Source organism: Pseudoalteromonas spongiae UST010723-006 (genome assembly GCF_000238255.3).
Lineage (GTDB): Bacteria > Pseudomonadota > Gammaproteobacteria > Enterobacterales > Alteromonadaceae > Pseudoalteromonas > Pseudoalteromonas spongiae.
This window is the reverse complement of record NZ_CP011039.1, coordinates 2,497,760-2,515,135: the sequence shown is the minus strand read 5'-3', so window position 1 is coordinate 2,515,135 and position 17,376 is coordinate 2,497,760. Positions and strand designations below refer to the sequence as shown.

Sequence of the window (17,376 nt, the reverse complement as noted above, 5' to 3'; positions counted from 1 at the left end):
ATTGGAAGACACAGATATGATTGAAACGAACCAAACACTGCCAAACCATACATTTAACCTATTAACTGAAAATGGTATGACTACGCCATCGACTGCTGATTTATTCGCAAATCAAAAAGTAGTGATGTTTGCAGTACCAGGTGCATTTACTCCAACCTGTTCAGCAAGGCATTTACCGGGTTTTGTTGAGAATTTTAATGCATTTAAAGAAAAAGGAATTGACCGCATTATTTGTATCTCAGTTAATGATGCGTTTGTAATGAAGGCGTGGGGTGATGCACAAAGCGCAGCAAATATTGATATGTTGGCAGATGGTGATGGCGCCTTCACTAAAGCCTTAGGGCTAGGTAAAGAGACAGGTGTATTTGGTGGTTATCGTTCACAGCGTTACGCCATGCTTGTTGAAAATCAAACTGTTACTCAATTGTGGCTAGAAGAGCCTAAAGCCTTTGAAGTTTCAAGTGCAGAGGCTGTTCTAGCGAACCTCTGAAACAAATAAGACTTGTTTTTATTACCCTTTTATTCACGTTTTTCTTTAATTAAATTAAGCAGTTAAATGCCTTGCATTTAACTGTTTAACGCTTACAATGCGGACTTTTAAACCAATTCTGTTACGTGTGTAATTAAATACAGCGCAGGATAAATGAAATGCTAACAAAGCAATATTGTTCTTATGGTGTTATTTAACATCGATAAGTTTAGGTGCAGTTAGTATTTATTCAATCTGTTAGTTCCTTGCAATTAAATGAATTGGTATTAGTTAATCTATTTCGTCGTGGAGTCAGTTATGTTAGCACCTGCAATGGTTGAAAAATTAAACGAGCAAATCAATTTAGAGTTTTATTCATCAAACCTTTACTTACAAATGAGCGCATGGTGCGAAGACAAAGGATTTGAAGGTGCAGCTGAGCTGTTACGCAAGCACGCGTTAGAAGAAATGGATCATATGAATCGCTTGTTCACTTATGTTAGTGAAACTGGCGCGATGCCAATTTTAGGGTCGATCGCTGCGCCACCACATGAGTTTGCTTCGTTAGGTGATGTATTTCGAGAAACACTGGAGCACGAGTGTCAAATCACCAAAGCAATTAATGAATTAACGCATGTTGCGTTTACTACTCATGATTATTCAACATTTAACTTTTTACAGTGGTATGTTGCTGAACAACATGAAGAAGAAAAGCTGTTTAAAGGTATTTTAGACAAAATTGAATTAGTAGGCGAAGACGGTAAAGCATTATTCTGGATTGATAAAGATCTTGCTGAGCTTGCGAAAAAAGGCACTACTTCAATTATGGAACCAGGCGCTTAATTAGTCTGTTGTTATAAGGGGGCAGGTTTCAGAAGCTTTGCTGAACCCTGAACCCTGAACCCTGAACCCTGAACCCTGAACCCTGAAATTCTCTTAAAAAATCTATTTGCACTCTGCAATCAATGTGCGTAAAATGTGCGCTCTTTCGACCATTTAAACTTTGTTTTCCTTGCCTTAAACCGACCGGTCGAAACGGTACGAGGCTAAATTAACCGTAAGGAATACCCATGCGTCATTACGAAATCGTATTCATGGTTCACCCAGACCAAAGTGAGCAAGTTCCTGGTATGATCGAGCGTTATACTGGTTCTATCACTGAAGCTGGTGGTCAAATTCACCGTTTAGAAGACTGGGGTCGTCGTCAACTGGCTTACCCAATCGAAAAGCTTCACAAAGCACACTATGTTCTAATGAACGTTGAAGCACCAACTGAAGTAATCAACGAGCTTGAAACTTCTTTCCGCTACAACGATGCAGTACTACGTAACCTAGTTATGCGTACTAAAAATGCTGTAACTGAAGCTTCTCCTCTTGCTAAAGAAGAGAAGAAAGAAGCTGCAGAAGCTTAATCGTTTTTGAGACTTGTATGACTGATAACCAGTTCGTTTTGTCTGGCACGGTTTGTAAAAAACCTAAATTCAGTCAAAGCCCAGCCGGAATACCACACTGTATTTTTGTGTTAGAACACAAATCTACGCAAATAGAAGCAGGACTTAATCGTAGTAGTTATGTTCGCATTCAAGTGGTTGCCAGTGGCGAAGGCTTAAAACAGCAAACTCAAGATATTGATATGGGCACGCAACTTACTGTACGCGGTTTTATTAACCGTCACGAAGGCCGAAACGGCGTGAGTCAGTTAGTGTTACATGCTCATCATATTGAAAGAATTACTATTGGAGATTTATCTCATGGCACGTTACTTCAGACGTCGTAAGTTCTGCCGCTTCAAAGCGGAAGGCGTACAACAAATCGATTATAAAGATCTAGCTACTCTTAAAAACTACATCACAGAAAGTGGCAAAATCGTACCTAGCCGTATCACAGGTACTAGCGCTAAATATCAGCGTCAACTAGCTGCAGCTATCAAGCGCGCACGCTACTTAGCCCTTCTTCCATACACTGACTTACATAAGTAAGCAGCGGTTTAACTAGTTTTTAAAAGGTGTAGAGACATGCAAGTTATTCTACTAGATAAAATCGGTAACCTTGGTGCGCTTGGCGACCAAGTTTCTGTAAAAGCAGGTTACGCACGTAACTTCCTTTTCCCTAAAGGCAAAGCAGTTCCAGCAACTAAAGCTAACATTGAATCTTTCGAAGCACGTCGTGCTGAGTTAGAAGCTAAAGTAGCTGAAGAACTAGCAGCATCACAAGCTCGTGCAGAGAAATTAGAAGCGTTAGCTGAAGTTACTCTTGTATCTAAAGCTGGTGACGAAGGTAAGCTATTCGGTTCTATCGGTACTCGCGATATTGCTGACGCTATCACAGCTGTAGGCCTAGAAGTTGCTAAATCAGAAGTTCGCCTACCTAACGGTACTATCCGTGAAACAGGTGAATTCGATGTAGCTATCCAGCTTCACTCAGAAGTAACAACTACTATTAAAGTAATTGTTATTGCTGAAGCTTAATCAAGTTTCTTGATTAGTAAAAAACCGAGCATTTGCTCGGTTTTTTTATGCCTGTAATTCCCTCTTTGCTGACTCCCTTATCACGCTTGAGTGTTCACTTACATTTACAAAAAGAAATTAACATATAACTGAAAGGTATTGATTTGCATGAATATTGCGTAGTAATGACAGCGTTGTCATGTTTTTGGCATGTATTTTAGGGGGATACAAAGTGAGAAAAAGGCACTTATTCAAAGAGACCGGGTTTACCCTAGTTGAAGTAATGATAGCTGTTACCATTATTGGTATTTTGCTAGCGATTGCGTTGCCAGCTTATGGTGATTATGTGAAAGATGGTCGACGTGCCGAAGCGCAGCAATACCTTATGCAACAAGCTGGCATATTGGAACGAAACTATACGCGCTTAGGTCGATACCCTAATGAACAAAATATCACATTTAAAGCATCAGATTATTATGCCTACAGTTATAAGCCTGAAAATGATACCGAGTTTTCATTAACAGCTGCACCAGAAGGGGCACAAGTTGGTGATAAATGCGGTTTACTCTCTATTAATCAGCAGGGTGTAACGTCGGCTTCGCTTTCATCTTGTTGGAATTGATCAAATGAAAACAGAATATGGATTTACTTTGATTGAAGTAATTATTGTTGTTGCAATCATCGGAATAGTATCAGCTGTTGCAGCACCAAATTTGCTCTATAATATCAAGCAAGACCGTATCGTTAGTACTGCTAATGAGTTAATGAGTACGTTTAAGATGGCGAGAAGTGAAGCGGTTAAATTAGAGAAAGAAGTGACTTTAACCGCGCAAGGCTCAAATTGGCTAGCTAGTATCGATAATCAGACTTTTGTGGTTTTTGACAATGACCAAACAGGGGTGGTTATTTCTGGCATAGCTACACAAAATATTACTCCTTTAGGTGAGTTCCCCGTTACTAGCATTGATATTAGTGATCGAGATAGTGATACGACAGATCGCTGTTTTCGTGTGTATGCCAGTGGACAAAGTAAGATTGAAAAAGGGAGTTGTTAATGAGCAAAATACAAAAATACACAAACCAAGCCGGATGTTCGCTTGTTGAGGTAATGGTAGCACTGGTTGTTTCAAGTTTTGCTTTACTAGGTATGGCTGCTGGACAATTGCAATCACTAAAATATGCCACTAACTCATTTGATTACACCTTGTCACTTTTACAAGCAAATAATGCAGTTGAGCAAACTTGGGTCAATCTGTGTGATTTACAAAAGGGCAATGTTACATTTGCTGATGTAACTCCTGATGCTCAATTTAACAAATATACAATTGATTTTGAGAATAACTTCAACAGCGATTTTTTTCGCGTTGGCGTGAGTTGGTCTGACAAGCGAATCAATGATAATAATTTAGCAAATCGCGTCGAAATTGAAGCTAGTTTTCCTGATATTTCTGGGAGCTGCTAGCGATGATAAAATATGTAAAAAATGGATTTACGCTTGTTGAGGTGATGGTAGCTTTAGCGGTAAGTAGCTTTTTAATGACAGGTATTTCCTTTGTATATATTGCATTGAGTGAATCTGTTGAGACATCAAAAGAGCTTGAAAATGCACAAGAGGTTTTAAGGTATAGCTCGGAAGTATTTTCCCGTAGTTTAAAACAAACAAGAAGGACACCAGGTTCCCCAAACGCCAATACTATTGTGGTTCAACAAGAAACCTTAGGCTCAACAGCTTGCAATAGTAGCAAACCTGCTGTGCCGTTTAGTGAGACATTTACCTTAGTTGACAATCAGCTTCGCTGCAGAGTCAACGCGGGAGATGAAGAAGTCTTATTAACTGGCTTACAAGATATTAGTTATCGCATAAATGGAAATTCGGTAGAGGTTACTGTTACACCAGAAAGTTTAAATGTGGATATGCTCGCAAATGGATTTCGAATAGATATTGCGCTGAGTGGCAAGATACTGGAGGAGGCATTGAACTAATGAATAATCAAAAAGGGGTTGTTTTACTATCCGTTATGATTTTAACCACGATGACAAGCATCATCGTATTAAATTCATTACGAGATAATGTTATCCAAGAAAGATTAACTGGCAATTATCAAAAGAAAATGAATGCTCGTTTAGTATCTGAAAAGGGGATTTTTGAAACCCATAAATTACTACAAGATAAAATTAACAATAACCCGAATATCTCCAAAGACGATATTATCAGGGTTGGTGAAGAAGGTAGTGGAAATGTATCTGGTAGTGCAAGTATAGATGACATGGCTTTCAATGCGAAAGTTTCACAAAACAGCGATGGCTTAATTGAAATTAGAAGTTTGGGTAGTCGCTACGAAGGCTTGAATAATACAGTCGCTTTATTTGATTATATTCAATCAATCGATAAGAGTTTTCCGTTTGAACAGTTTTTAGTTGGTTGTAGTGGTGTTGGTGTTAAAGCGGGCGGCAGTGTAAACAGTTATGACTCACGAGATCCAACACTTGATTATTCAAATAAAGCGAATATTTCAACGTTGAACAAAAACTCTGATGTGCTAATCGACGGTGGCGCTTTAGTTTGGGGCGATGTAACAACAACGGGCACTATATCGGTTACAGGCGGAACCAGTGTTGCAGGAACGCTACACGCAAACAGTGACATAACGATATCTGGAGGCTCAGGTGTTGAAATGCCTGTAGGTACAATTGAAGGAACTCGTGTTACCGAAGATATTTTAACGAAAGGGTCCGTTGATTTTGTCGGTGGTGTAGGTGGCGTGGTGCGTGCGGAAGGTAATCTGAGTTACGGAACTGCATCAACTACCTTTATAAGTAATCTGAATAATGAAGAGTTTGCATTAAAGTATAGTGGTGCAAATTTGAGCACTAATGATGAGTCAGATACACCGAGAGATAACGATGGAACATTATTGTCGCATGCAAAGTTTAAACAGACAGTGTCGGTTGCTGAGGTTGAAGCGGTAGATCCTAACAACATCAAACCCGAAGATTTAAAGAATCCAAAGAAGTCGTGTGATTTTTTACAGATTACGTCTGAGTTCTCCCATATTTTAAATGGTATGGGCAGTTTTGATGATTTAGATCTATCAAGGTGGGATAGTCGTTTTGAGCTGTCATCTCAAAGTGGAAGTTATATTCGTGGCGGCAGTAGTAGTTATTCACCTGTGTCTAAGCATGTTTTTGGTACCACTCAAAGCATCTTTTTCTTTAACAACGTAGAGATTAATGGAGGTCGACTTGTTTTTAAGAAATCAGACAATAACTTAGATAACGAGACAATCCACTTATTCGTTAAAGGTGATTGGAATTACTCCGCGAACGGTGGTTCACAGATTGAAATTCAAGAGGGGGTTTCAGTCGTTGTTTATATTCTTGGCAAAGCAGTATTTAAAAAACCTTTTGCGTCAGATAGCAGTGAGGGCTTTAGACAAGCTTCAAAAACACCAAGCTTTACAATTTATTCGGCCTATAAAGACAAAGCCAGTAATTCATTAAACTGTCAAAGGCCGAGAGGTCCTTGGGGAGTGGAAATGTCTGGAACGGGGGATATGTATGGTGTTATTTACTCTCCTTATTCAGATGTGTTTATCGGCTCATCAACAGTGTTTAAAGGGACTATAAGGGCAAATACTATTACTGCATGTGGCGCAGGCTCGATTCATTACGACGTTGCTTTAGGTGAGTATTCTGTCGGTGATGGTGATGGTGGCGGTACTTCCAGACTCGTCTTCAAAGGCTGGCGCTACTTATAATCTAAGATAACTATCTAATAAAACGCTCTTTTTAAAGGGCGTTTTATTTTTCTCAAAAAAATTTATTTTCATTTAAACCTTTCCAAACCCTTCTTACGTCTAATAAAGTAATCAACAAGAAAACAACACTAGGGAAGTAAATGTGTTAATTGATGCAGAGCAGCGTTTTGTAAAAGAACAAGAAGCAAACTTTGATCTGCAGTTAATCGAAAAAGTGAATATGGGCGATAGGCAAGCATTCCATGACTTGTATAACCGTCACTATAAACGCGTTTTTGCACTTACTTTACGTTTAACCGCAAATGAAAGCCTTGCTGAGGAAGCACTTCAAGAAGTGTTTGTTCAACTATGGCAAAAGCTATCGAGTTTTGATGGCAAAGCAAAATTTACTACCTGGTTACACAGTGTAGCGGCAAATATCACTATTAGTTATTTGCGTCGGCAAACCAATTGGTTGCAAAAAGTTGTCAGTTTTGAACAAGCCGGTATGCCAGAACAAGAAGTGGATATGTGCCACGGTTTAAACGGGTTAGATAAATACATAGTGCGGCTACCAGAAAAAGCGCGACTTGTATTTGTATTATTTGCGGTAGAAGGGTATCGCCACGAAGAAATTGCAGAACAGTTAAATATGGCTGTGGGCTCTTCTAAAGCGCAGTACCACAGAGCACGTAGTTTATTAAAAGAGTGGATGAGTAATGAAACAGACTAATTTAGACAAAATGCTAGATGAAGCAGTTGCTCAATTGCCAACTGAGGTTAGCCCTAAAAAAGATTTATGGCAGGGCGTGGAAAACGCGATTGCTAACCAGCCAACACAGACGAGTAAAAAGTCTCATGTTTGGCAACAAGTTACCGCGTTGGCTGCGTGTATGTGTTTAGGTTTACTGAGTTATCAAGTGTTTTTTAACCAACAAAGCAGTCAATATGAGGCGGGCTTAAAAGCGATGACGCAAACCTTTAAACATGAAAAGCAAGCCTTGCTTGTAAAGTACAGCGATCAAAAAGCCCTTGCTGATAATTGGCAGGCGCAATTAGCAGAATTAGAAGAAGCAGAAAAAGCGATTAAGTTAGCGTTAGAAAATGAGCCAGAAAACGCCACATTACTAAGAATGTTGTCTCAGGTTTACCAGCAACAACTCGATTTAATTAACAAGGTTCATGAGCCTAGCTGGCAACGAATTTAAGAGGAAGTGTTATGAAATTATTAGCTTTTGTTTGTAGTAGTTTATTATCGTTTTCATTGATGGCCGGCGAGCTTATCGATAAAACCATTGATGTACCAAGCAATAACAAAATATATATTGAAAATGATCAAGGCGAAATTATCCTAAAAGGTTGGGATAAACAGCAAATGCAAGTTTCGGGTACCCTTGATGACCGAGCGGATGGTTATATCTTCCGTAACAAAAAAGGCGGACGTACCGAGTTTATTGTGGAAATGCCAAATCATTACAGTCGTAAAGACGGTAAAGGTTCTAAGCTCACCATCTTCGTGCCAAAAACACATTTAATCAATATCGAAAGTGTAAACGCCGACATGGATATCGCAGAGCTTAGCGCAGGCATTGTACTGGATACGGTAAATGGTGATATTGATATTCAAGATGTTACGGGTCGTATCAACCTTGATACTGTAAATGGCGACATTAAATCACACAACCTAAACGGTCAAATTCGTATCGAAACGGTTAATGGTGATATTCGTGATACCAATTCACAAGGTGATATGCGTTTTGAGGCAGTAAATGGCGATTTAAAAAGTACAACGCTGAGTCAAGATATTCGCATCGAAAGCGTTAATGGCGATGTAGAAATTAACGCTGATACAATTAAAAACTTTGAAATTACAACGGTGGGCGGAGAAGTTGAAGTTGCTATGAAAGCTTTGAGCCGTGGCGCTAATATTCAAGCTGAAACAGTTAATGGTGATATTTTGTTTAAATTACCGCGTGACTTATCAGCAGATGTTGAAATAGCAGCTCACGCTGGCGGTAAAATTAGAAATGGTCTGTCAAAAGATAAACCTAAAAAAGCAAAATATGGCCCATCAAGCTCACTTGAATTTCAACTGAAAGATGGTGATGTTGAAATCGAAATCGACACAGTAAATGGCCGTATTGAGTTAAAATACAATTAATCATCGCGCATATTTAATAAAGCCCAGCTCAATGCTGGGTTTTTTTATTGGTTCTGGTTAGAATAGCTAGATTCTCTTCGAGTTAAATCCAGTCATGGCAAAAGCAGATAAACAGTTAGATACCTTAAAAGTCCCTCCGCATTCAATTGAAGCTGAACAGTCGGTGTTAGGCGGCCTAATGCTTGATAATGAAGCATGGGACCGTGTTGCCGAGCGAGTTGTAGCGCAAGACTTTTATACCCGCACCCACAAGCTCATTTTTGAAGCGATGGAAAAGCTAGTTGAAAGCGGTCAACCCATCGATTTAATTACTATTTCTGAAACATTAGAAAAAACCAATGAGCTGGATTCAATTGGTGGATTTGCTTATCTAGGCGAAATCGCTAAAAACACGCCAAGTGCAGCGAACATCAATGCTTACGCTGAAATTGTTCGCGAGCGCGCAGTCGTTCGTGAAATGATACATGTGGCTAATGAAATTGCTGATGCCGGTTATAACCCTGAAGGGCGAGATAGCCACGACTTACTCGATTTAGCTGAAACCAAAGTATTTAAAATTGCTGAGCAACGTACAAAAAGCTCAGATGGTCCGCAGAATATTCATAATATTCTGGAAAAAACCATCGACAAAATTGAAGAGTTATATCAATCACCGCAAGACGGTGTAACGGGTGTAAGTACTGGCTACAGCGATTTAGACAAAATGACAGCGGGTATGCAACCGTCAGACTTAATTATTGTTGCCGCGCGTCCTTCAATGGGTAAAACCACCTTTGCCATGAACCTTGCAGAGCATGCTGCAATGACGCAAGACAAGCCCACGCTTATCTTCTCGCTAGAGATGCCGTCAGAGCAGATTATGATGAGGATGCTGGCATCCCTTGGTCGTATTAACCAAACTAAAGTGCGTACCGGTCAGCTAGATGATGATGATTGGGCGCGTTTATCGTCAACTATGGGATTGTTAATTGAAAAAGGCAAAATGTTTGTCGATGATTCATCAGGCCTAACACCTACCGAGTTACGTTCACGTGCGCGTCGTATCGCTCGTGATCATGGCGGTATTAGCATGATTATGGTGGATTACCTTCAGCTAATGCGAGTGCCAAGCTTACAAGACAACCGAACATTAGAAATCGCCGAAATTTCACGCTCTCTCAAAGCCTTAGCAAAAGAGCTTGAATGTCCTGTTATTGCGCTGTCTCAGCTTAACCGTACACTAGAGCAACGTGCTGATAAGCGTCCAATCAACTCCGACTTACGTGAATCGGGTTCAATCGAGCAGGATGCCGACTTAATCATGTTTATTTATCGTGATGAAGTTTATAACGAGGATTCAACCGATAAGGGCGTCGCTGAGATTATTATTGGTAAGCAGCGTAACGGCCCAATTGGTAAAGTACGCTTAACCTTCCAAGGTCAATTCTCGCGATTTGATAACTACGCGGGACCTGCAGTGGATGATGAGTATTAATGCGACTCGCTTGCGCCGAAATCAATCTAACAGCGTTAAATCATAATCTAGCGCGAGTAAAAGAGCTTGCGCCGGGTTCACGCATTATGGCTGTGTTAAAAGCCAATGCTTACGGGCATGGTTTAGTGACTATTGCGCAAAATCTAGTTGACGCAGATGCTTTTGCGGTTGCCAGAATTGACGAAGCCTTGGCGTTACGCGCAGGTGGTGTAATTAAACCAATCGTGCTGCTAGAAGGGGTTTTTCGCGCGGAAGATTTAGCGATTGCAGCAACCAGTAACTTTAATATTGTGGTGCATGATGAAGCGCAGCTGGTTATGCTTGAAAACGCACAGCTTGCAAGCCCAATAACAGCATGGTTAAAACTTGATACCGGCATGCACCGTTTAGGCATTGAGCCAAGCCAATGTCATGATATGTACACGCGTTTAGAGCGCTGTAATAGTGTAGCTGAAAATATTAAGTTAATGACCCATTTTGCCTGCGCAGACGATCTTGACGACGGTAAAACGACGGAGCAAATGGCGCTCTTTTTCGATAGTATTAAAGGCAAAAATAACGAACTATGCTTGGCAAATTCAGCGGGCATTGTTGGTTGGCCAAATAGTCATTGTGATTGGGTTAGACCTGGCTTAATGCTTTATGGTGTATCACCAATGATCGATTCAACAGGGCAAGATCATCAATTAACCGCAGTAATGCGATTAACCAGTAGTATTATTGCTATTCGTGATGTAAAAGCGGGTGAAACGGTTGGTTATGGCAGTGCCTGGCGTGCAGCGAGCGATACTCGAATTGGTGTGGTAGCAATGGGTTATGGCGACGGCTACCCAAGACATGCGCCAAATGGCACACCAGTGATGATTCAAGGTAAACGCTTTACGATTGTTGGTCGTGTGTCGATGGATATGATCACCGTAGAAATTGGCGATGACGACTCAGTAGCCTTAGGTGATGAAGTCGAGTTATGGGGACCAAATTTGCCAGTTGAGCAAATTGCGCAGTTCGCAACAACCATTCCTTACGAACTTCTGTGCAACATAACCCCTCGGGTTGAATATAAGTATATCCAAGAATAGTTTTATTTTGCTGCTAAGTGCGAGGTTTAGAAAACCTCGCCCTGTATTGTAGCGACTAAGGTACGAGCACCTCCGTAATCTCTGTGCTCACCAAGATAAATACCTTGCCACGTGCCCATATTAAGCTGACCATTAGCAATGGGAATTGAGATACTTGAACCCAGTGTGCTTGCCTTAATGTGCGCTGGCATATCATCATCACCTTCGTAATCATGCTGATAATAACTTTGACCTTGTGGTACAAACTTATTGAAATGAGTTTCCATATCAATGCGCACGGTTGGATCGGCATTTTCGTTAATCGTTAAACTAGCAGATGTATGCTGTATAAATAGGTGCAGTATGCCAATACGATATTTGCTCAGTTCAGCAAGATGATGCGTAATTTCAGCGTCTATTAAATGAAAACCTCGCGCACGAGGTTTTAATTGAAAGCTTTTTTGTTGCCAGCTCATAATTATAGTTTGTCGAAACAAACCTCAATATGTGCTGCACCGAAATCCGATGTAAACGGCATAATAAGTTTAGGGCCTTCACACTTATGAGTGATAGTGTGGTCTTTACCTGAAACAACAACGGGCGTTGCCATATCAAATTCGTAGCCCTTGTCGCCTAGTAAGTTTTTAGCACCACCGGCAACCATATTGGTAATTTCACCAACCATGTCGGTGACCTCTTCATCTATTTTCTCAGGGCGTTCACCGAGCATACGCTCCATAATGGTCATGGCAAGTTCGCCGTCAAAGGTTATAGACAATGAACCTTTAGTTTGTGGGCCAACCATGCCGATTAAGCCTGATACATCGCCAACAGCCACTTCTGTTTTCTTTATTTTGGGCTTGCCCGGCGACAGATCAGTTTGTGCCATTGTTGATAACACATTGAGTAAAGAAGAAATAAATGGGTTTATGAATTCTACATTCATGTTTTAGTCCGGTTCCGTTTTTTAGGCGTATATCATTTATAATTCAAGAATGAAGTTGCGATTTTTGCAAACTAATTCTGATATTTATTGACATTTAGCGCAAATACCGCGCGCTTCAATTGTTTGAGTTACAACTTTAAAACCCAAATCTGTCGCTTGGTTGTTCAGCTCGTGCGCAATTGCGTGAGAATGAAGCTCTTCAACATGGCCGCATTTTTCGCAAATGAGTAACTGAACTGGATGAGTATGTTCAAAATGATGGCACAGCATAAATGCATTAGTGCTTTCAATTTTGTGAATAAAGCCCATTTCGGCTAAGAAATCGAGCGCTCTATAGATTGTAGCAGGTTTTGCATTAGGCTCAGTTTGCTTTAATTGCTCTAGCAAATCATACGCGCCAACACCTGATTGAGTGCCAGCCAATAAGCGAAAAACTTTCTCGCGAATTGTCGTAAAGCGAACCCCTTTGTCGTTGCAAACGACTTTTGCTTTTTCTGTTAATGCTTCAACTGTCATAAAATTGTTCCTCGATATCAAAGTCATCTTACCACAATCAATTTAACTATTTGTAGTTAAGTCTTTAAGCAAATCCCTCTTTTATGAATATAAATTGAGCAAAGACAAAAAATCGAGTAGAATCGCGACCCCATATTTACTGAGGTGTAGCGTGAATAGACGTTTTTCTGTAGCCCCAATGCTGGATTGGACGGATAGGCATTGTCGTACTTTCCATCGACAATTAACAAAGCATTCAGTGTTATACACTGAGATGATTACAACTGGTGCAATTATCTTTGGCAAAGGTGATTACTTACATTTTGGCCAACATGAACAACCAGTGGCATTGCAATTGGGTGGTTCCGATCCGAAAGCTTTAGCAGAATGCGCAAAACGTGCTGACCAATATGGTTATCAAGAGATTAATTTAAACGTCGGTTGCCCATCTGATCGAGTGCAAAATGGCCGTTTTGGTGCCTGTTTAATGGCTGAGCCTCAGTTAGTGGCTGAATGTATTTCGGCGATGAAAGCTGAAACAGACGTTCCTGTTACCGTTAAAACGCGTATTGGAATTGACGAGCAAGACTCTTACGAGTTCTTAACTGCATTAATTGATGCTAATTATAATGTGGGTTGTCGTGACTTTATAATCCATGCACGTAAAGCGTGGTTACAAGGTTTAAGCCCGAAAGAAAACCGTGAAATCCCGCCGCTCGATTATGAGCGTGTTTACCAACTTAAGCGTGATTTTAGTGATTGTCACATTTCACTAAACGGTGGGGTAAAAACCATTGATGAATGTTTAACGCATTTAAAGCATATTGATGGTGTAATGGTTGGACGTGAAGCATATGCCAATCCATATATGCTGGCTGAAGTTGATAAGCTAATTTATGGTGATGAGCAAAGTACAATGTTGACTCGGCACCAAGTGGTGCGCAATATGTTTGATTATATAGAATCAGAAATGACACAAGGTGCAAACTTTTGGCATGTTGTAAGGCATATGCTGGGTATTTTCCAAGGTCAGCCAGGAGCACGTTCATACCGTCGTCATCTTTCTGAAAATGGTCATAAGAAAGATGCTCAAATTTCGTTATTGGAAGAAGCGCTGGCGTTTGTTCCTGAGAAATATCCCGAAATAGGGAAACCCTAATTCCGTATTTGGGAAAATTAAAAGCTAAATATTGGTTAAATTAACCAGTGTTTGGCTTTTTTTTTATTTGTTAGACTGGTGTTTTTTATTATTTTCTTTTAAATCAAACGATTATGTTTTTGGCATGCTCTTTGTTATGTATTACGTACGATTCTTAATATTTAACCGAACGTTATGTTAGCAAAAATAGTTACTACAGCGTTGTTACTGATCAGTTTACTTCTGCAATCTGTACTTGCAACGCAAGCAGATCAACAAGCGCAGCTTGAGCAGGTGTGTGAGCAAGTACCGAGTGTGGCTAACTTATTGCAATTGAAGTGCGAAAAAGGAGCTTAAAATGTTGGACTTACTTGATTTATTTAGCCTGTTTTTATTACCAGTTGTTAGTTTATTAGTGACAGTGGGTGTGTGGCACGGATTTATTGGGCAGCGTGGTCAAACTCTTTTTAAATAATTAATCTGCAGCTTTATTTCATATTTAAGCTCGTAATCTTTGTTAATCCTTAATCTGCGAACTTCTCCCCTTTTGGGGCAGCTGTAATACGTTTGGAATTACACCTGACGTTTTAGCCATTACATATACCTTCTCTATATAAGCTTGTTTGCAATTAATCCCGTTGTTGATGTATTCAATAGCGTTATCAATAGCGCGTTATTTACTTAGTTACGGTCGTAACCTTTAATTAATTGTTATCGTAAAACAGTGCCTTGTGTTCTTTTTAATTTGATTTTCTACTTAGCGCTCGCTTTTAAATCACGCGCATAAATCTTCTGAAAATGCTTGCCAAATAAAATTCAATTATTAGTTAATTTAACTAATATTGTGGTTAATTTAACTACTTTGCAACTTTTTATAAATCCAACATAACTGTAACTTATTGTATTTGTTAGTTTTGTTTATTTTGGCACAATGATTGGAATAACAGAATATACAAGAGAAAAAATAGACGAATATCAACAGGAGAGAGTTATGGGCATTTTTACTCGATTAACCGACATTATCCAAGCGAACGTATCAGCAGCCTTAGACCGTGCTGAAGAACCAGAAAAACTAGTGCGTCTAATGGTACAAGAAATGGAAGAAGCGCTAGTAGAGTTACGCACTACATCGGCAAGCTTGATAGCTGAAAAGAAAACACTGCAGCGCAAGTTAACCAAACAGCAATCATCAGTAGACTATTGGCATGCTCAAGCTGAAAAAGCGTTGCAAAAAGAGCGTGAAGATCTTGCTAAAGCAGCACTTGCTGAAAAGCAAAAAGCAAATAAAGAAATCGATTCGATTCAACCAGAAATTGACCGTATTGATGAAGTGCTAAGTAAAGTTGCGCAAGACAGTAATTCATTGCATCAAAAACTAACGCAAGCGAAGGGTAAACTAAAAGAGTACCAAATTCGCTCGCAGTCAGCAGAAGTTAGAGTGAAAGCTAAATCACAGCTTCATAGTGAGCAAATAGATCGGGCGCTAGAGCGTTTTAACGAAATCGAATACAAAGTGGACCGCATTGAAGCACAAATTGAGTCTTACGAAGTAACTCAGAGTTCGAGCCTTAAAACGCAGTTTGACGAGTTAGAAAAAGACGACGCACTAGATGAAGAGCTAGCGGCATTGAAAGCACAAGTTGCTAAAAAAGCAGCGTAGGAGGGGTTATGAAATCTCATATACATAACGGCAGTTTTTACAAAGACAGACTAAACAAAAAAGTGTCGGGCGTGTGCGCAGGTCTTGCTCTTGGTAATAGTTTACCAATCTGGAGTGTAAGATTAGCCGCAGTGGCAGCGTTGTTGGTTTTTCCTGTCGCAACTTTGCTCGCTTATTTTGTGGCAGCAACAGTACTGCCAGCACGCTATTATTAATTTTTTACTTAGGGGAGCTGGACCTAACCGCTCCCCTAAAATTTACAATAATTAATAATTTTCAGGTACTTTTTGCATCTTCCTCTGTAGTATACTGAACCAAAGCATGGAGGGATTTTGATGTTTAAGCGCTATCTATTAATTATTATTTCAGTTTTTTCTTTTTCACTTGCAGCCAACCAAATTACAGTATCTGACTTTACTGTTCGCGAGTTTATTCCCGGAGCGCCATCAAGCGTTGGGTATTTTCAGCTTGCTAACCACACGAACCAAGATCAAGTGCTTACTTCAGTCAGCATTGAAAAATTGGGTCGTGTTGAGATCCATAATCATGTGCAGAAAAATGGCATGATGAGTATGGTTAAACTAGAAAAATTGGCCATCGATGCACATTCTACAGCGATGTTTCAATCAGGTGGTTTGCACCTTATGTTGTTTTCACCTAAATCTAAATTAATTAAAAGTGAATCGCTAAGTGCTACATTTAATTTTGCATCTGGTTTAACGGTAAACGGTAAAGCGACGGTTGTAGGCATTAATGAAAGCGTTGAGAATGCGCATCAGCATCACCACCATCACTAGGAGGGGATATGCAACATAAAGGTAAAATTGCAGCTGCGGTTGCATTTATTTTCTTATTTTTTTATCTAATCGCGGTTTATTGGAGTATTGAACCCGATATATTTAACGTGCAAGAGCGCGCTGAAAATGCGGCTAAACAAGAACAACAGCAAGTGGTTACTGGTTACGTTACTACAACTGCCGTAATTGAAGTTGCCAGTACATTGTTAAATAAGCCTGGTGGTTATTTAACTAACGATGTAATGCCACCGTCAGTAATGATGGATAACATGCCGTCATGGGAATTTGGCGTGTTGGAAATGACACGTGATATCACGTTGGCAATGCGTAAAGATTTTAGCCGCTCTCAGTCTCAATCAACGGAACACCCTGAGCTTAAAGCTGCACAGCCGCAGTTTAATATCAATTCAACCGCATGGATTTTACCAAGTGCGGAAGATGAGTATCAAAAGGGCATAGACGCATTAATTCGTTACCGTAAAGATATCGCAAATCCGGTAGATTCTAGCGCGCAATTTTATGCACGAGCTGACAATTTACGTGCCTACCTAAAAGAGGTTGAAAAGCGTTTAGGTAGTTTAAGCATGCGTTTAAGCAGTAGCGTAGGGCAAGATAAAATTAACACTGATCTTGCCGGTGATACAGCTGCGCGTCGCGCAAGTTATGCGCCTTCACACCAATTGGTTAAAACGCCTTGGTTAGAAATCGATAATGTATTATATGAAGCGCGCGGTGCGAGTTGGGCGCTGTTACATTTTTTTGCGGCCATTGAAACCGACTTTGCCGATGTGTTAGAAAAGAAAAATGCACGTGTTAGCGTTAAGCAAATTATGCGCGAATTGGAAGCAACACAAGAAACTGTTTGGAGCCCAATGGTGTTAAACGGCAGTGGCTTTGGCTTTGTCGCAAATCACTCATTGGTAATGGCAAATTATTTATCGCGCGCGAATGCCGCGATTATTGAATTATCAGAATTACTCTCTCAGGGATAACT

At 40.1% G+C, this 17,376-nt stretch carries 25 protein-coding genes; 22 read left to right on the top strand and 3 right to left on the bottom strand.

What is annotated here, in order from left to right:
• The first annotated feature begins 16 nt into the window (after positions 1-16).
• The 16 genes from PSPO_RS11665 to alr all read left to right on the top strand — a co-directional run bounded on the left by PSPO_RS11665 (position 17) and on the right by alr (position 11,367).
• On the top strand, positions 17-490 hold the full coding sequence (locus tag PSPO_RS11665; protein WP_010561958.1) for a peroxiredoxin: 474 nt from the start codon (positions 17-19) through the stop codon (positions 488-490).
• A 297-nt stretch (positions 491-787) separates the two neighbouring features.
• On the top strand, positions 788-1,312 hold the full coding sequence (gene ftnA / locus PSPO_RS11660) for a non-heme ferritin (RefSeq protein ID WP_010561957.1): 525 nt from the start codon (positions 788-790) through the stop codon (positions 1,310-1,312).
• A gap of 227 nt (positions 1,313-1,539) precedes the next feature.
• A complete protein-coding gene (gene rpsF / locus PSPO_RS11655; protein ID WP_010561955.1) occupies positions 1,540-1,881 on the top strand; it encodes a 30S ribosomal protein S6 in 342 nt (113 codons plus the stop codon).
• Between the two features lie 17 nt (positions 1,882-1,898).
• Positions 1,899-2,246: a primosomal replication protein N gene (priB, locus tag PSPO_RS11650; RefSeq protein ID WP_010561954.1), complete on the top strand. Its 348-nt coding sequence runs from the start codon at positions 1,899-1,901 to the stop codon at positions 2,244-2,246.
• Positions 2,221-2,448, top strand: a complete 228-nt coding sequence (rpsR, locus tag PSPO_RS11645; RefSeq protein WP_010561953.1) for a 30S ribosomal protein S18 — start codon at positions 2,221-2,223, stop codon at positions 2,446-2,448. Before priB ends, rpsR begins: the two co-directional genes overlap by 26 nt.
• Positions 2,449-2,484: 36 nt before the next feature.
• Complete coding sequence (gene rplI / locus PSPO_RS11640; RefSeq protein WP_010561952.1) at positions 2,485-2,937, top strand: 50S ribosomal protein L9; 453 nt, start codon at positions 2,485-2,487, stop codon at positions 2,935-2,937.
• Between the two features lie 211 nt (positions 2,938-3,148).
• A complete protein-coding gene (locus PSPO_RS11635; RefSeq protein ID WP_010561951.1) occupies positions 3,149-3,538 on the top strand; it encodes a type IV pilin protein in 390 nt (129 codons plus the stop codon).
• Between the two features lie 4 nt (positions 3,539-3,542).
• Positions 3,543-3,971, top strand: a complete 429-nt coding sequence (locus PSPO_RS11630) for a GspH/FimT family pseudopilin (RefSeq protein WP_010561950.1) — start codon at positions 3,543-3,545, stop codon at positions 3,969-3,971.
• On the top strand, positions 3,971-4,378 hold the full coding sequence (locus PSPO_RS11625) for a type IV pilus modification PilV family protein (protein WP_010561949.1): 408 nt from the start codon (positions 3,971-3,973) through the stop codon (positions 4,376-4,378). The genes PSPO_RS11630 and PSPO_RS11625 overlap by 1 nt, the downstream gene beginning before the upstream one ends.
• A gap of 2 nt (positions 4,379-4,380) precedes the next feature.
• Entirely contained in the window at positions 4,381-4,899 is a 519-nt protein-coding gene (locus PSPO_RS11620; RefSeq protein ID WP_010561948.1) for a prepilin-type N-terminal cleavage/methylation domain-containing protein, read from the top strand.
• A complete protein-coding gene (locus tag PSPO_RS11615) occupies positions 4,899-6,674 on the top strand; it encodes a pilus assembly PilX N-terminal domain-containing protein (RefSeq protein ID WP_010561947.1) in 1,776 nt (591 codons plus the stop codon). The genes PSPO_RS11620 and PSPO_RS11615 overlap by 1 nt, the downstream gene beginning before the upstream one ends.
• A gap of 142 nt (positions 6,675-6,816) precedes the next feature.
• Positions 6,817-7,386: an RNA polymerase sigma factor gene (locus PSPO_RS11610; protein WP_010561946.1), complete on the top strand. Its 570-nt coding sequence runs from the start codon at positions 6,817-6,819 to the stop codon at positions 7,384-7,386.
• Positions 7,373-7,861, top strand: coding sequence for a hypothetical protein (locus PSPO_RS11605; RefSeq protein ID WP_010561945.1), 489 nt, complete (start codon positions 7,373-7,375; stop codon positions 7,859-7,861). The genes PSPO_RS11610 and PSPO_RS11605 overlap by 14 nt, the downstream gene beginning before the upstream one ends.
• Positions 7,862-7,872: 11 nt before the next feature.
• Complete coding sequence (locus tag PSPO_RS11600; RefSeq protein WP_010561944.1) at positions 7,873-8,814, top strand: DUF4097 family beta strand repeat-containing protein; 942 nt, start codon at positions 7,873-7,875, stop codon at positions 8,812-8,814.
• A 94-nt stretch (positions 8,815-8,908) separates the two neighbouring features.
• Positions 8,909-10,288, top strand: a complete 1,380-nt coding sequence (gene dnaB, locus PSPO_RS11595) for a replicative DNA helicase (protein WP_010561943.1) — start codon at positions 8,909-8,911, stop codon at positions 10,286-10,288.
• Positions 10,288-11,367, top strand: a complete 1,080-nt coding sequence (gene alr / locus PSPO_RS11590) for an alanine racemase (RefSeq protein WP_010561942.1) — start codon at positions 10,288-10,290, stop codon at positions 11,365-11,367. Before dnaB ends, alr begins: the two co-directional genes overlap by 1 nt.
• 26 nt (positions 11,368-11,393) lie before the next feature.
• On the opposite strand, the gene PSPO_RS11585 is transcribed toward alr, so the two are convergent.
• From PSPO_RS11585 to PSPO_RS11575, 3 genes are all read right to left on the bottom strand, one after another.
• On the bottom strand, positions 11,394-11,822 hold the full coding sequence (locus PSPO_RS11585) for a secondary thiamine-phosphate synthase enzyme YjbQ (RefSeq protein WP_010561941.1): 429 nt from the start codon (positions 11,820-11,822) through the stop codon (positions 11,394-11,396).
• A gap of 2 nt (positions 11,823-11,824) precedes the next feature.
• On the bottom strand, positions 11,825-12,292 hold the full coding sequence (locus PSPO_RS11580) for a chemotaxis protein CheX (protein WP_010561940.1): 468 nt from the start codon (positions 12,290-12,292) through the stop codon (positions 11,825-11,827).
• A gap of 84 nt (positions 12,293-12,376) precedes the next feature.
• Complete coding sequence (locus PSPO_RS11575) at positions 12,377-12,808, bottom strand: transcriptional repressor (protein WP_010561939.1); 432 nt, start codon at positions 12,806-12,808, stop codon at positions 12,377-12,379.
• A 151-nt stretch (positions 12,809-12,959) separates the two neighbouring features.
• Here PSPO_RS11575 and dusA point away from each other — a divergent pair, with 151 nt between their 5' ends.
• From dusA to PSPO_RS11550, 6 genes are all read left to right on the top strand, one after another.
• The gene (gene dusA, locus PSPO_RS11570; protein ID WP_267890902.1) at positions 12,960-13,946 is read left to right on the top strand and encodes a tRNA dihydrouridine(20/20a) synthase DusA; all 987 of its coding nucleotides are present in this window, start codon (positions 12,960-12,962) and stop codon (positions 13,944-13,946) included.
• Between the two features lie 174 nt (positions 13,947-14,120).
• Positions 14,121-14,282: a hypothetical protein gene (locus PSPO_RS21655; RefSeq protein WP_158523445.1), complete on the top strand. Its 162-nt coding sequence runs from the start codon at positions 14,121-14,123 to the stop codon at positions 14,280-14,282.
• Between the two features lie 634 nt (positions 14,283-14,916).
• Entirely contained in the window at positions 14,917-15,585 is a 669-nt protein-coding gene (pspA, locus tag PSPO_RS11565; protein WP_010561937.1) for a phage shock protein PspA, read from the top strand.
• Positions 15,586-15,593: 8 nt separating this feature from the next.
• Positions 15,594-15,800, top strand: a complete 207-nt coding sequence (locus tag PSPO_RS11560; protein ID WP_010561936.1) for a PspC domain-containing protein — start codon at positions 15,594-15,596, stop codon at positions 15,798-15,800.
• 120 nt (positions 15,801-15,920) lie between these two features.
• The gene (locus tag PSPO_RS11555) at positions 15,921-16,382 is read left to right on the top strand and encodes a copper chaperone PCu(A)C (protein ID WP_010561935.1); all 462 of its coding nucleotides are present in this window, start codon (positions 15,921-15,923) and stop codon (positions 16,380-16,382) included.
• A gap of 8 nt (positions 16,383-16,390) precedes the next feature.
• A complete protein-coding gene (locus PSPO_RS11550; protein WP_010561934.1) occupies positions 16,391-17,374 on the top strand; it encodes a DUF2333 family protein in 984 nt (327 codons plus the stop codon).
• Positions 17,375-17,376: the final 2 nt, after the last annotated feature.